This is a genomic window from Streptomyces sp. NBC_01506 (assembly GCF_045040295.1).
Classification (GTDB): domain Bacteria; phylum Actinomycetota; class Actinomycetes; order Streptomycetales; family Streptomycetaceae; genus Streptomyces.
In genome coordinates this window covers 4726893-4741677 of record NZ_CP109422.1, presented here as the reverse complement: position 1 = coordinate 4741677, position 14785 = coordinate 4726893, and the positions used below count along the sequence as shown (strand labels likewise).

Annotated in this window: 13 protein-coding genes; 7 read left to right on the top strand and 6 right to left on the bottom strand. The window is 68.1% G+C overall.

From position 1 onward, the window contains the following. The first annotated feature begins 120 nt into the window (after positions 1–120). Positions 121–1518 carry an MATE family efflux transporter gene (locus OG329_RS20705; RefSeq protein WP_405797100.1) on the top strand — a complete coding sequence of 466 codons (1398 nt, stop codon included), beginning with the start codon at positions 121–123 and terminating at the stop codon, positions 1516–1518. 151 nt (positions 1519–1669) lie between these two features. On the opposite strand, the gene rplI is transcribed toward OG329_RS20705, so the two are convergent. The 4 genes from rplI to rpsF all read right to left on the bottom strand — a co-directional run bounded on the left by rplI (position 1670) and on the right by rpsF (position 3437). Next, positions 1670–2116, bottom strand: coding sequence for a 50S ribosomal protein L9 (rplI, locus tag OG329_RS20700; protein WP_078076236.1), 447 nt, complete (start codon positions 2114–2116; stop codon positions 1670–1672). A gap of 18 nt (positions 2117–2134) precedes the next feature. Then, a complete protein-coding gene (rpsR, locus tag OG329_RS20695; protein WP_003967857.1) occupies positions 2135–2371 on the bottom strand; it encodes a 30S ribosomal protein S18 in 237 nt (78 codons plus the stop codon). 42 nt (positions 2372–2413) lie between these two features. Then, a complete protein-coding gene (locus OG329_RS20690; protein ID WP_405797098.1) occupies positions 2414–3034 on the bottom strand; it encodes a single-stranded DNA-binding protein in 621 nt (206 codons plus the stop codon). A gap of 112 nt (positions 3035–3146) precedes the next feature. Next, positions 3147–3437, bottom strand: a complete 291-nt coding sequence (gene rpsF, locus OG329_RS20685; RefSeq protein ID WP_023540278.1) for a 30S ribosomal protein S6 — start codon at positions 3435–3437, stop codon at positions 3147–3149. 272 nt (positions 3438–3709) lie between these two features. Between rpsF and OG329_RS20680 the strand changes: the two genes are divergently transcribed. The 3 genes from OG329_RS20680 to OG329_RS20670 all read left to right on the top strand — a co-directional run bounded on the left by OG329_RS20680 (position 3710) and on the right by OG329_RS20670 (position 6499). Then, the gene (locus tag OG329_RS20680; protein ID WP_405797096.1) at positions 3710–4033 is read left to right on the top strand and encodes a hypothetical protein; all 324 of its coding nucleotides are present in this window, start codon (positions 3710–3712) and stop codon (positions 4031–4033) included. A 111-nt stretch (positions 4034–4144) separates the two neighbouring features. Continuing rightward, positions 4145–5263 carry a lipid II:glycine glycyltransferase FemX gene (locus OG329_RS20675; protein ID WP_405797094.1) on the top strand — a complete coding sequence of 373 codons (1119 nt, stop codon included), beginning with the start codon at positions 4145–4147 and terminating at the stop codon, positions 5261–5263. Positions 5264–5467: 204 nt separating this feature from the next. Continuing rightward, a complete protein-coding gene (locus tag OG329_RS20670; RefSeq protein WP_405797092.1) occupies positions 5468–6499 on the top strand; it encodes an alanine racemase in 1032 nt (343 codons plus the stop codon). Positions 6500–6613: 114 nt separating this feature from the next. Here OG329_RS20670 and OG329_RS20665 read toward each other — a convergent pair whose 3' ends face one another. After that, positions 6614–8110, bottom strand: coding sequence for a glycosyltransferase family 87 protein (locus tag OG329_RS20665; protein WP_405797090.1), 1497 nt, complete (start codon positions 8108–8110; stop codon positions 6614–6616). Positions 8111–8270: 160 nt separating this feature from the next. Further along, on the bottom strand, positions 8271–10991 hold the full coding sequence (locus OG329_RS20660) for a transglycosylase domain-containing protein (RefSeq protein WP_405797088.1): 2721 nt from the start codon (positions 10989–10991) through the stop codon (positions 8271–8273). A gap of 360 nt (positions 10992–11351) precedes the next feature. Here OG329_RS20660 and OG329_RS20655 point away from each other — a divergent pair, with 360 nt between their 5' ends. The 3 genes from OG329_RS20655 to OG329_RS20645 all read left to right on the top strand — a co-directional run bounded on the left by OG329_RS20655 (position 11352) and on the right by OG329_RS20645 (position 14712). Continuing rightward, positions 11352–12149 carry a PadR family transcriptional regulator gene (locus tag OG329_RS20655; protein WP_405797087.1) on the top strand — a complete coding sequence of 266 codons (798 nt, stop codon included), beginning with the start codon at positions 11352–11354 and terminating at the stop codon, positions 12147–12149. Positions 12150–12210: 61 nt separating this feature from the next. Beyond that, positions 12211–13293, top strand: coding sequence for an inositol-3-phosphate synthase (locus tag OG329_RS20650; protein WP_405797085.1), 1083 nt, complete (start codon positions 12211–12213; stop codon positions 13291–13293). Positions 13294–13437: 144 nt separating this feature from the next. Then, complete coding sequence (locus OG329_RS20645; protein ID WP_405797083.1) at positions 13438–14712, top strand: MFS transporter; 1275 nt, start codon at positions 13438–13440, stop codon at positions 14710–14712. Positions 14713–14785: the final 73 nt, after the last annotated feature.

Here is a 14785-nt window from a genome sequence, read left to right as displayed (position 1 = left end):
AAACTTTTCAAGCTGGTCCAAGATCCGAGCAAACGGCGCACAGCAGCGCCCGAATCTCATCAATAGGTAAGGATCACATCCGCATTGCATCTCTTACCTGTGGAAGATTAGATTGAGCGCATGACACAGGTCCCCACGGCATCCGGTCCCGGCCCGGACAGCGGCGCCGACCGTGGCCCCGGCAGCAGTCCGGACCGTGGGTCCAAGACGGCCCGCCGGCGCCATGATCGCGAGATCATCGCGCTCGCCGTACCCGCCTTCGGCGCCCTCGTCGCGGAGCCTCTTTTCCTGATGGTCGACAGCGCGATCGTCGGCCATCTCGGTACGCCGCAACTCGCCGGTCTGGCGATCGCGGCGGCACTGCTGACCACGGCCGTGAGCATCTTCGTCTTCCTCGCCTACGCCACCACGGCGGCCGTCGCGCGCCGCGTCGGCGCGGGTGATCTCCAGGCCGCCATCCGCCAGGGCATGGACGGGATCTGGCTCGCCCTGCTGCTGGGTGCCGCCGTCATCGCCGTCACCCTCCCCCTGGCCCCCTGGCTCGTCGACATCTTCGGCGCCTCGGACACCGCCGCCCCGTACGCGATCACCTATCTGCGAATATCCAGCCTCGGTATCCCGGCCATGCTGGTCGTCCTGGCGGCGACCGGCGTCCTGCGCGGTCTCCAGGACACCCGGACCCCGCTGTACGTCGCCATCGGCGGCTTCGGCGCCAACGCGGTCCTCAATGTGGTACTCGTCTACGGCGCCGGGCTCGGCATCGCCGGTTCCGCCTGGGGCACCGTCATCGCCCAGTTCGGCATGGCCGCCGCCTATCTGGTCGTGGTCGTACGAGGGGCCCGCCGCCACGGCGCCTCGCTGCGGCCCGACTCCGCCGGTATACGGGCGAGCGCCCACGCGGGCGTCCCTCTCCTCGTCCGTACGCTCTCCCTGCGTGCGGTCCTGATGATCGCCACCGCCGTCGCCGCCCGTCTCGGCGACGCCGACGTCGCCGCGCACCAGATCATCCTGTCGCTGTGGAGCCTGATGGCCTTCGCGCTCGACGCCATCGCCATTGCCGGGCAGGCGATCATCGGCCGCTATCTGGGCGCGAACGATCCCCAGGGCGCCAAGGACGTCTGCCGTCGCATGGTGCAGTGGGGTGTGGTCTCCGGTGTGGGGCTCGGGGTGCTCATCGTGCTGGCACGCCCGCTGTTCATTCCGCTGTTCACGGGCGATCAACTGGTCCAGGACACCTTGCTGCCCGCGCTGCTGGTGGTGGCCGTCACCCAGCCGGTCGCGGGCATCGTCTTCGTGCTGGACGGCGTACTGATGGGCGCGGGCGACGGCCCCTATCTCGCGAAGGCGATGGTGGTGACGCTGGCGGTCTTCGCACCGGTCGCCCTGCTGGTGCCCGTGTTCGGGGGCGGGCTCACCGCTCTGTGGTGGGCCATGACGCTGATGATGGCGGTCCGCCTGGTGACTCTGTGGGTACGCACCCGGTCCGGCCACTGGCTGGTCACCGGCGCCACACGCTGACCGGAGCCGGCCGGGCGGGCAGGGCGGGCCAGGGGAGCAAGCTCGGGCTCCCGTTTCACGTGAAACAGAGGGCCGCACCCCCGGCTGGGGTGCGGCCCTCTCACTGTCTGCCGTCCACCGGGCGCGCCCGGTGGACCATGCGGTCAGAACCCTAGGCGGGCACGACCTCGACGCCGAACTTCGCGGCGACCTCGGGGTGCAGACGCACGGACACCTGGTGCGAGCCCAGGGTCTTGATCGGCGAACCGAGCTCGATACGGCGCTTGTCGACCTCCGGGCCACCGGCGGACTTGATCGCCGAGGCGAGGTCGGCCGGGGTGACGGAGCCGAAGAGACGGCCGGCGTCGCCGGAGCGAACAGCCAGACGCACCTTCACACCTTCGAGGCGGGCCTTGATCTCGTTGGCCTGCTCGATGGTGGCGATCTCGTGGATCTTGCGAGCGCGACGAATCTGCTCGACGTCCTTCTCGCCACCCTTGGTCCAGCGGATCGCGAAACCACGCGGGACCAGGTAGTTGCGGGCGTATCCGTCCTTGACGTCGACGACGTCGCCGGCGGTGCCGAGGCCGGAGACCTCGTGAGTGAGGATGATCTTCATGATTAGGTCACCCTCCCCTTATCGCGCGGTGGACGTGTAGGGCAGCAGCGCCATCTCACGGCTGTTCTTGACTGCCGTGGCGACGTCACGCTGGTGCTGCGTGCAGTTGCCGGTGACGCGGCGGGCACGGATCTTGCCACGGTCGGAAATGAACTTCCGCAGCATGTTCGTGTCCTTGTAGTCCACGTACTGGGTCTTGTCCTTGCAGAATGCGCAGACCTTTTTCTTAGGCTTGCGCACAGGCGGCTTCGCCATGGTGTTTCTCCTGTGTGATCAAGAAAGTGGGAGCAGGCCGCCCTAGAAGGGCGGCTCGTCCGAGTAGCCGCCGCCGGAACCACCGGAGCCGCCGGAACCGCCGGAGCTTCCGCCCCAACCGCCTCCGCCGCCCCCGCCGCCCTGCGGGGCACCACCGGCCGGCGCGCTGGTCGCCCAGGGGTCGTCGGCGGATGCTCCGCCGCCGCCCTGCTGGCCACCGCCGGGGCCGCCGCCCCAGTTGCCGCCGCCCTGCTGCTGACCGCCGCCACCGCCGCCGTAACCGCCCTGGGCGCCGCGACCGGTGGTCTTGGTGACCTTGGCCGTGGCGGTCTTCAGGCTGGGGCCGACTTCCTCGACGTCCAGCTCGTAGACCGTGCGCTTGACGCCTTCGCGGTCCTCGTACGACCGCTGCTTCAGCCGGCCCTGCACGACGACGCGCATGCCCCGCTGAAGCGACTCGGCGACATTCTCCGCCGCCTGACGCCAGACCGAGCAGGTGAGGAACAGGCCGTCGCCGTCCTTCCACTCGTTGGTCTGCTTGTCGAAGATGCGGGGAGTGGACGCGACACGGAACTTCGCGACCGCCGCACCGGACGGGGTGAAGCGCAGCTCGGGGTCGTCGACGAGATTGCCGACGACCGTGATGACGGTCTCGCCTGCCATTGGGTGAACCTCTCGGCGGGGATTTGCTTCTGCTGCTGGCTGCTACTCGGATCCGATAACCGCTGAGCTGATGCCACCACCGGCGATTCTCGCCGGGAGGGGTACCGAGAACTCAGTGGGTCTCGGGACGGAGGACCTTGGTCCGGAGGACCGACTCGTTCAGGTTCATCTGTCGGTCGAGCTCCTTGACGATCGCGGGCTCAGCCTGCAGATCGATGACCGAGTAGATGCCCTCGGGCTTCTTCTTGATCTCGTAAGAGAGACGACGACGGCCCCAGGTGTCGACCTTCTCCACCTTTCCGTCGCCCTCACGGACGACAGAGAGGAAGTTCTCGATCAGCGGGGAGACTGCTCGCTCCTCGAGATCGGGGTCGAGGATGACCATCACCTCGTAGTGACGCATGTGGAACCCACCTCCTTTGGACTCAGCGGCCACGGTCGTTCCGTGGCAGGAGGGTCGTGATGCGTGAGCAACGGTATCGGCCGCCACTGACAATCCCGCTCGACGAGCGAGGATCGCGTTCTGGCCTGGGCAGACACCGGTGCAGACCGTACAGACTACCTCTTGACCGCCTTCCGGTTGAAATCCGGCCGGGTACGGACGCACGCTGTACACATCGGGTGTGGGCGGCGCTACCCTGCGCCGCCTTCCGGCAAGGCGCCAGGAGGTGCCCCATGGCACAGGCAATGCAACCCATGCGACCGAAGACAACCGGTTCTCTCTTCGCCACCGACCACCGGCCCCATCCCCTCCAGGACGTTCTCCTGTGGGTGACGGCGGTACTGGGCGTCACCGCCTTCATCTCGGGGATGTTCCACAACCTGCATCTGCTCAGCTCCTGGACGGGGCTCATCGGCATCCTCACGGGTCTGTACAGCCAGTTCGTCTCGGTGACCACCCACGAGCGGTTCGCGACGCTCATGGGCCTGGGCTCGGCGGCGGTCGGCTTCTACCTCGGGATGGCACACGGCGGACCGTTCGGCGGAGTAGTGGGCTGAGGGCCGCTGCGCCCCGTGGCCAGCCGGGGCGCTCCATCGGCAAGTAGGCTTCGGCGCGAGAGCCCGGAGCCCCCCTACTCCATGGGGACACATCTGCGAGGAGCGCCCCGCATGACCCTGACGCTGAGCACCATCAGTCGCGAGCAGCATCTGGCGTACATCCAGAGCCTGCCCGCGGCCAGCCACTGCCAGGTCCCCGCGTGGGCGGACGTGAAGACGGAGTGGCGCTCGGAGAGCCTGGGCTGGTTCGACAGGGACGGTCAGTTGGTCGGTGCCGGGCTGGTGCTCTACCGCCAACTGCCCAAGATCAAGCGGTATCTGGCGTATCTCCCCGAGGGCCCGGTCATCAACTGGTACGCCCCCAACCTGGCCGACTGGCTCCAGCCGATGCTGGCGCACCTCAGGAGCCAGGGCGCGTTCTCCGTGAAGATGGGGCCGCCGGTGGTGATCCGCCGCTGGGACGCGGCGGCCATCAAGTCGGGGATCCAGGACCAGGACGTCAAGCGGCTGCGCGACGTCGAGGCCACCCACATCGAGCCGCGTGCCTTCGAAGTGTCCGACCGGCTGCGGAAGATGGGCTGGCAGCAGGGCGAGGACGGCGGGGCCGGCTTCGGAGACGTACAGCCGCGCTATGTCTTCCAGGTGCCGCTGGCGAACCGGTCGCTGGACGATGTCCTCAAGGGCTTCAACCAACTGTGGCGACGCAACATCAAGAAGGCGGAAAAGGCGGGCGTCGAGGTCGTCCAGGCCGGCTACAACGACCTGGAGGAGTGGCAGCGGCTGTACGAGATCACGGCCGAGCGCGACCACTTCCGGCCCCGCCCGCTCTCGTACTTCCAGCGGATGTGGACCGTCCTCAACTCCGAGGACCCCAACCGCATGCGGCTGTACTTCGCCCGGCACGAGGGGGAGAACGTCGCCGCCGCGACGATGCTCATCGTGGGCGGCCATGTCTGGTACTCGTACGGGGCGTCGGCCAACCACAAGCGGGAGGTCCGGCCGTCGAACGCGATGCAGTGGCGGATGCTGCGTGACGCCTATGCGATGGGCGCGACCGTCTACGACCTGCGCGGGATCTCCGACTCGCTCGACGAGACGGATCACCTGTTCGGTCTCATCCAGTTCAAGGTGGGCACGGGCGGCGAGGCCGTCGAGTACGTGGGTGAGTGGGACTTCCCGCTCAACAAGCTGCTCCACAAGGCTCTCGACATCTACATGTCTCGCCGTTGACCCCGACCTGGGCGTCGACCCGGGCCGCGACGCGGGTCCGGGCCCCGGCGCGGCCGACAGCGGAGTGCCGGCGGTCAGCAGGCTGCGGTGCGAGACGCCGGAAAACCCCGTCGGCTCACCCAATAATTGCGTAAGGCCCCCAAGGCCCTCAAGAACGTTCATATCCTTCATACACCGCAGCCACGAGAAAGGTTCCGGACCGGCATGGCGCTCTCCCTCTACGTCGACACCGCGCGCTGGCGGGCGCACCAGAAGTCGGTCATTGACCAGTTCCCGGGCCTCGTCCCGGTCTGCAAGGGCAATGGCTACGGCTTCGGTCACGAACGGCTCTCCGAGGAGACCTCCCGCTTCGAGTCCGACATCCTCGCCGTCGGCACCATCTACGAAGCCGCCCGCATCAAGGACTGGTTCAGCGGCGATCTCCTGGTCCTGACCCCGTTCCGCCGCGGCGAGGAGCCCGTACCGCTGCCCGACCGCGTCATCCGCTCCGTCTCCTCGGTCGACGGCGTCTTCGCCCTGGTGGGCGCCCGCGTCGTCATCGAGTGCATGAGCTCCATGAAGCGCCACGGCGTCCGCGAGGACGAGCTCGGTCAGCTCCACGCGGCCATCGAGGACGTACGCCTCGAAGGCTTCGCCCTGCACCTGCCTCTCGACCGTACGGACGGATCCGACGCGGTCGAGGAGGTCATCGGCTGGATGGACCGGCTGCGCGCGGCCCGCCTCCCGCTGCACACCATGTTCGTCAGCCATCTGCGCGCCGAGGAACTGGCCCGTCTCCAGCGGCAGTTCCCGCAGACCCGGTTCCGCGCCCGCATCGGTACGCGGCTGTGGCTGGGCGACCACGGGGCGACCGAGTACCGGGGCGCCGTGCTGGACGTGACGCGCGTCGTCAAGGGCGACCGGTTCGGCTACCGCCAGCAGCGGACCGCCTCCGAGGGCTGGCTGGTGGTCGTCGCCGGCGGCACGTCGCACGGTGTCGGGCTCGAGGCCCCCAAGGCGCTGCACGGCGTGATGCCGCGCGCCAAGGGCGTGGCGCGGGCGGGTCTGGCGACGGTCAACCGCAACCTCTCGCCGTTCGTGTGGTCGGGCAAGCAGCGCTGGTTCGCCGAGCCGCCGCACATGCAGGTGTCGATCCTGTTCGTGCCGGCCGACGCGCAGGAGCCCAAGGTGGGCGACGAGCTGGTGGCGCATCTGCGCCACACGACGACGCAGTTCGACCGGCTCGTGGACCGCTAGGCCACATCCGGACGACCCGAACGCGAAAGGCCGGTCGGCGCCCCACCCGGGCACCGGCCGGCCTTTCCGTCGTTCAAGCGTTCAAGCGTTCAAGCGTTCCGCCGTTCAAGCCCCTCACGCCGCCCCGGGTGGCCGCACCCCCCACGAGACCCGCTGCGACGCCTCCACCGTGTGCGCCGTGTGCGCCTGCGGCCGGGCCGCCGGACCGAGTACGAACACGTCCCGCGCCCCGTCCAGCACCCCGCCCGACGGATCGTCCGAACCGTCGCGCCGTACGCCGTCGCGCTCCGGCAGCAGCGCGTCCCGTACGACGACGGCGCACAGGTACAGCGTCCCCAGCAGGTGCAGCGCGATGGCCAGTTGGTAGCCCTCGGTCGGCAGCCCCTTGTGGGCGTCCCCGCTCGTCGTGTACGCGAGATACATCCAGATGCCCAGGAAGTACATGACCTCGCACGCCTGCCAGATCAGGAAGTCGCGCCAGCGCGGCCGGGCCAGCGCGGCGAGCGGGATCAGCCACAGGACGTACTGCGGCGAGTAGACCTTGTTGGTCAGGATGAAGGCGGCGACGACCAGGAAGGCGAGCTGCGCGAACCGGGGCCGACGCGGTGCCGTCAGGGCGAGCGCCGCGATGCCCGCGCACGCCAGCACCATCAGCACCATCGACCAGGTGTTGACGGTGTCGACCTCCAGGGACCGCCCCGTGCGCTGCGTGATGATCAGCCAGAACGATCCGAAGTCGACCTGCCTCTCCTGGCTGAACGTGTAGAACTTCTTCCACCCCTCCGGCGCGAGCAGCATCACCGGCAGATTCACCAGCAGCCACGAGGCGGCCGTACCGCCCAGCGCCACCCCGAACTCCCGCAGCTTCCCCGCGCGCCAGCACAGCAGCAGCAGCGGCCCCAGCAGCAGTACGGGATAGAGCTTGGCCGCCGTCGCGAGGCCGATGAGGATGCCGAAGGCCAGCGGACGGCCGCGCGACCACATCAGCATCCCGGCCGCCAGGAGCGCGACGGCCAGCAGGTCCCAGTTGATGGTGGCGGTGAGGGCGAAGGCCGGCGCGAGGGCGAGGAGCAGGGCGTCCCAGGGGCGGTGGCGGTGGATGCGGGCGACACAGACGGCGATGACCACCGCGCAGATCATCAGCATGCCCGCGTTGACCATCCAGTACACCTGTTCGCGGTGCTGGATGGAGCCGCCGTCGGGGGTGAACCAGGAGGCGACCTCCATGAACAGACCCGTCAGGACGGGGTATTCCAAATACCCCATATCGCCGTTGAGCTGGTCGAAATACGGCGTGAGATTGTCGGCGAAGCCACGCCCGAGGAACAGGTGCGGGATGTCGGAGTAACAGGCGTGCGTGTACTGGGAGCTGGCACCCCGGAACCAGGCCCAGTCGTAGCAGGGCATCTTCTGCACCATGCCGAGCGCGAACATCCCGATGGCCACCAGCGCGACCACCCGTACCGGCGTGAGCCGACTGGTGCCGTACCAGGCCCAGCGCCCGATGGGACCGCCGATCAGCTCGCTGCCGGCCGCGGCGATCCGGTCCCGCCTTGTGGGCGGTACGACCGGCCGGTCCTTGGGCACCGCGATGTCTTCTGTGCTCGGCATGCCGCCCATCCTGCCGTACGCCGCCGCGGTGGTACGGCGAAGGCCGCCGCACCGGGACGCACACGGTGTGTGTACGTCACTGGCACGACGGCCTTCGCGTCGCTCTCAGGAGCCCCCGCCGACCCGGGCCATCGGGGCCGGGTCAGCGGTCCGGGCCGCCTCAGCCTCCCGGCCCACCGATGATGCCCCCACCGTTGCCGTTGCCGTTGCTGTTGCCGCCTTCGGGATCCCCGGTCTCCGTCGACGAGCTGGACGAACTGCCCGGACCCCCGATCACGCCGCCGGAATCCTGACCGCCCGGACCACCCGGATCGCCGGTGCCACCGTCCTCACAGCCGTTCCACTGGTCACAGGACTCGGACGCCGACTCGGACGGCGACTCCGACGGCGACTCCGACGGCGACTCCGACGGCGACTCGGACGGCGACTCCGACGGGGTCTCGGACGGGGTCTCGGACGGGCTCGACAGGCCGCCACCGAAGACGGCCTCACCGATCGGCTCGGCCTCGGGGAACTTCTTGGCCGGCGTGTTCTTCATCGCCACCGTCATGTACTCGCGCCAGATGTCGGCCGGGAACGACGCACCGTGGATCTCGTCCTGGCCGCCGGTGCCGAACATCTCCAGGAACTCGCGGTTCTTGTTCTCGGCGTTGTCGTCCAGCCGGTACATGTCGATGGCGGTCGAGAGCTGCGGGGTGTAGCCCACGAACCAGGCGGACTTGTTGCCGTCGGTGGTGCCGGTCTTGCCGGCCACCTCCCGGCCGTCCGGCAACTGCGCCGAGGTGCCCGTGCCGCCCTTCTCCATGACCACGGACTTCAGGACGTCCGTCACGTTGTGCGCGACATCGGCGTCGAATTTGCTCTCGGCCTTCTCGTCGTACTTGAAGATCGAGACGCCCTCCTTCTTGACCTCCTGGACGGAGTACGGCTCACGCTGCGTGCCGTTGTCCGCGAAGGTGGCGTACGAGCCCGCCATGCGGATGGCGCTGGGGTCGGAGATACCGATGGAGAACGACGGGTTGTTGCCGCCCGGAAGGCTGTCCTCCAGCAGTCCCGCGTCGACGGCGGCTTCCCGGACCTGCGGAATGCCGACGTCCATACCGAGTTGGACGAAGGGGGAGTTGGCCGAGACCTTCATGGCTTCGCGCAGATTGATGTCGTCGTAGCTCTCGTCACCGTCGTTGCGCTGAAGCCACTCCTTGCCCTTGTCGTTGGTCCAGACGTCGCCGTTGTATTCCTTGATCTTCAGTTTGTTCTGGCCGCTGTACTCGCTCTTGTCCGGCGAGACCTTTGTACGTGAGTCGGCGCCCTGCTCCGGCCCGAGGTCGGGGTCGCGTACGCCGTCACGCATCGCCGCCGCCAGGACGAACGGCTTGAAGGTCGATCCGACCTGGGCACCGGTCTGGTCGGCGTTGTTGGTGAAGTGCTTGGTGGCGTCCTGCCCGCCGTAGATGGCGACGATCTTGCCGGTCTCGGGCTCCACCGAGGCGCCGCCGAACTGGACGTGGGTGTCCGTCTTGGGGCGCTTGTCGACATCGATGTTCTTGTCGTAGATCTCGCTGACGGCCTTGTTGAGAGCTTCGACCTTGTCCTTCTCGAAGGTCGTCCTGATCTCGTAGCCACCCTCGGCCAGGTCGTCGGCCGTTATGCCGTCTTTGTTGTTGTTGATGAAGTACGCCTTGGCGAGGTCCACGAGGTAGCCGACCTGGCCGCCGAGCTGCGCCGCCTTCTTCGGCGGGTCGGGCATCGGGAATTCCTTGATCTTCGCCCGCGCCGCCGCGTCGAGGTGCCCGTCCTTCACCATCTCGTCGAGGATCCAGATCCAGCGCTTCTTCGCCCGCTCGGTGTTGGCCTCCGCGCTGGCGTTCGTGTCGATCGACTCGGCGCCGTTCGGGTCGTAGTACGTCGCGCCCTTCAGGAGCGTCGCCAGGAAGGCGCACTGGCTCGCGTTGAGCTCGTTGGCGTCCACGCCGTAGTACGTACGGGCCGCCGCCTGGATGCCGTAGGCGCCGCGTCCGTAGTAGGCGGTGTTGAGGTACCCCGCCATGATCTCGTTCTTGGACTTGTCCGCGTCGACGCGGATGGTGATGAAGAGTTCCTTGACCTTACGAGTGAGGGTCTGGTCCTGGCTGAGCATGGCGTTCTTGACGTACTGCTGGGTGATGGTCGAGCCACCCTGCGTCTCGCCGCCCTTGGCCATGTTGAACACGGCCCGTCCGATGCCCATCGGGTCGATGCCCGAGTCTTCCCTGAACGTCTTGTTCTCCGCCGAGATCACGGCGTTCTGCATCTCCTCCGGGATCTTCTCGATCCCGATGATCTGCCGGTTGACCTCACCGCCGGTGGAGACCATGGGCGTGCCGTCGGCCCAGAGGTAGACGTTGTTCTGGGCCTTGGAGGCCAGGCTCGGATTGGGCGCCTCGATCGTGGCGTACGCGATCGTGGCCGCGGTCATCAGACTGCCGAAGAAGGCGATGCACAGGCCGGTCACGAGCTTCCAGGACGGCACCCAGCGACGCCAGCCGTACTTGTCGTGGCGCGGGTAGTCGATCAGCCGCTTCTTGCCCGGCCGCCCGCCACGCCCCCGGCCGGGACCGTCGGGACCGCCACCGCCGCGGCGGCCACCGCCGCGGCCACCCGCGCCGGCGCCGCCGCCCTCGGCGGCACGACGACGGCCGCCTCGCTGTGCGGCCTTGCGTGCTTCGGCTCGGCCTCCGTAAGAAGGCTCCGGTTCGTGAGAGCCGGAATGGGAGGCCGTGGGGACTCCACGGGAGGGGTCCGCGCGGCGGCCGGCCGGCCGCTGCGCGGCGCGCCTGGCCGCGGCTCGTCCGCCACCCTGGCCACCTTGCGGCTGCGGCTGTTTGCGACGGTGCTCGCTCATCGAACGACTACTCCTCGGGCAGGCGCGAACGCCTGGAAGCGGCAGTTGAGTTCCGGTCCCCCCGAAATGAATACGGACGTGCCCGGCGTCGGGCTCAGCCAGCATGCATCCAGAACGATGACGCTCTCACACGTCACGCGGTTCCCGGTGGTCTGCATGGCGCACAGACTACGCAGGGTCAAACCCACCAAGATCTGAACTTCACCCCAAACCAGGCAAGTTACTCGCTGTGAATCCCTGATGTGACGCCGTTCACCATGGCCCCTCTTGTCGCAGCAGCATCGGTGTTCTATCGTCCCGATGTATCGAGTCGATACATCGGGACGGCATAAGCGGCCAGGACGGCGGAGGAGGCGAACAGTGAGCAGACGCTCGGGCATCCTCGAGTTCGCTGTCCTGGGTCTGCTGCGCGAGTCTCCGATGCACGGCTACGAGCTGCGGAAACGGCTCAACACCTCGCTGGGGATCTTCCGGGCCTTCAGCTACGGGACGCTGTATCCGTGCCTCAAGACGCTCGTCGGCAACGGCTGGTTGATCGAGGAGCCGGGCAGTGCGCCCGAGGAGGCGCTCGCCGCGTCACTCGCGGGCCGCCGCGCCAAGATCGTCTACCGGCTTACGGCGGAGGGCAAGGAGCACTTCGAGGAGCTGCTGTCACAGACGGGCCCGGACGCCTGGGAGGACGAGCACTTCGCCGCTCGCTTCGCCTTCTTCGGACAGACGGAGCGCGAGGTACGGATGCGCGTGCTGGAGGGCCGTCGCAGCCGGCTGGAGGAGCGCCTGGAGAAGATGAGCGCTTCCCTGGCCCGTACCCGAGAGCGCCTCGACGACTACACGCTCGAACTTCAGCGGCACGGCATGGAGTCCGTGGAGCGCGAAGTGCGCTGGCTCAACGAGCTGATCGAGAGCGAGCGGGCGGGGCGGGATCAGCGACGATCCGCCCCGGACAGCCCCGCGCCACAGCGGGACAGCACATCGGACAGCACGACGAGCAGCGCGACGAGCAGCGCGAAAACCGGCTCGAACAGCACGACCAGCACGACCGGCTCGAACAGCACAACGGGAGACGAGGACGGCCTGCCCCGGCTCCGGGGGACTTCCGGGGGTTCGCCTCCGGAAGCCTCCGGCCCGCCGGATCCGTCCGAGGACACCACCACGTGAGGTTCCGCATCAGCGCGGGGCTTCATCGCAACATTGAGATCACACACAGGGAGCAACCAGGATGGGTTCCGTTCGCGTAGCCATTGTCGGCGTGGGCAACTGTGCCGCCTCGCTGGTGCAGGGCGTCGAGTTCTACAAGGACGCCGATCCGGCCGGCAAGGTGCCCGGCCTGATGCACGTTCAGTTCGGCGACTACCACGTGCGTGACGTGGAGTTCGTCGCCGCCTTCGATGTCGACGCGAAGAAGGTCGGTCTCGACCTCGCGGACGCCATCGGTGCCAGCGAGAACAACACCATCAAGATCTGCGACGTCCCGAACTCGGGTGTGACCGTCCAGCGCGGCCACACCTACGACGGACTGGGCAAGTACTACCGCGAGACGATCGAGGAGTCGGACGACACACCGGCCGACATCGTCCAGACCCTCAAGGACCGGCAGGTCGACGTCCTGGTCTGCTATCTGCCCGTCGGTTCCGAGGCCGCCGCGAAGTTCTACGCGCAGTGCGCCATCGACGCCAAGGTCGCGTTCGTCAACGCTCTGCCGGTCTTCATCGCCGGTACGAAGGAGTGGGCGGACAAGTTCACCGAGGCCGGTGTCCCGATCGTCGGTGACGACATCAAGTCGCAGGTGGGCGCCACCATCACGCACCGTGTGATGGCGAAGCTGTTCGAGGACCGCGGTGTCGTCCTGGACCGCACGATGCAGTTGAACGTCGGCGGCAACATGGACTTCAAGAACATGCTGGAGCGCGAGCGCCTGGAGTCCAAGAAGATCTCGAAGACGCAGGCCGTCACCTCGCAGATCCGCGACCGTGACATGGGCGCCGACAACGTCCACATCGGTCCCTCGGACTACGTGGCGTGGCTGGACGACCGCAAGTGGGCGTACGTCCGTCTCGAGGGCCGCGCCTTCGGTGACGTTCCGCTGAACCTGGAGTACAAGCTGGAGGTCTGGGACTCCCCGAACTCCGCGGGTGTCATCATCGACGCCGTGCGCGCCGCGAAGATCGCCAAGGACCGCGGTATCGGCGGCCCGATCCTCTCCGCGTCCTCGTACTTCATGAAGTCCCCGCCGGTGCAGTACTTCGACGACGAGGCCCGCGAGAACGTGGAGAAGTTCATCCACGGCGAGGTCGAGCGCTAGATCCCGTCGGGGGAGCACGGATCTCCCCCGCACACGCACCACGCACCACGCACCACGCACCACGCACCATGTGAAGGGTCCCCGGGCGGTCTGCCCGGGGACCCTTCACATGTGACGCGCGTGCCATGTGTGACGCTGATCCACATGTCTGCCGTGCGCGATCTGCGCGTACTCCTGCGTCTGCCCGACTTCCGCCGTCTGCTGACCGTGCGTCTGCTGTCGCAAGCGGCGGACGGAGTGTTCCAGGTCGCGCTGGCCGCGCACGTCGTGTTCTCCCCCGAGAAACAGACCTCCCCCGGCGCCATCGCGTCGGCCATGGCCGTGCTGCTGCTGCCCTACTCGCTCATCGGCCCGTTCGCCGGCGTACTGCTCGACCGCTGGCGGCGGCGCCAGATCATCCTGTACGGGAATCTGCTGCGGGCCGTCCTCGCCGCCTGCACCGCCGTGTTGATCCTCTCCTCCACTCCGGACTGGCTGTTCTACGCCTCCGCGCTCGCCGTGACGGCGGTGAACCGGTTCGTACTCGCCGGGCTCTCGGCCGCGCTGCCCCGCGTCGTCGACGACGGACACCTGGTCGTCGCCAACTCCCTCTCCCCGACGGCCGGTACGCTCGCCGCGACCGCGGGCGGCGGACTCGCCTTCCTGGTGCGGCTGCTCGTCTCCAGCTCCGATGCCGCCGTGGTGCTGCTGGGCTCCGCGCTGTATCTGACATCGGCGCTGGCCTCCGTCACGATGGCGCGCGATCTCCTCGGCCCCGATCCGGGGCTGGTGCAGCCACGGCTGAAGACCGCCCTCGCCTCCACCGCACGCGGACTCGGCGACGGGCTGCGCCATTTGGCGCAGCGCCGTGACGCGGCGGTCGCGCTGCTCGCGATGACGCTGATGCGCTTCTGCTATGGGGCGCTGACCGTGATGGTGCTGATGCTCTGCCGCTACGCCTGGTCGAACAGCCAGGACGACGGGATCGCCCTGCTGGGCGTGGCGCTCGTCGTCTCGGGGGCCGGTTTCTTCGCAGCCGCCCTGGTCACACCGTCGGCGGTCGGCCGTCTCGGCTCGTTCGGGTGGATGGTGGTGTGCGCGGCTTCGGCGGCCGTGCTGGAACCGGCACTGGCGCTGCCGTTCGCTCCCGCTCCGATGCTCGTCGCCGCGTTCGTCCTCGGTCTGATCACACAGGGCGCGAAGATCGCGACGGACACGGTGGTGCAGACATCGGTGGACGACGCGTACCGGGGGCGGATCTTCTCTCTCTACGACGTGCTGTTCAACGTCGCGTTCGTGGGCGCGGCCGGGGTCGCCGCGCTGATACTGCCGCCGGACGGCCGCTCGGCCCCCCTCGTACTCGCGGTGGCGGCGCTCTACGCGGGCGCCGCGGTGGGGCTGTTCCGCTGGAAGAAGCACGCGAAGACGAAGTACGGATAGCGCGGCGAGTACACGCAGAGCACGCGCGAAGGGGGCGATGTTTCACGTGAAACATCGCCCCCTTCGGCCGACT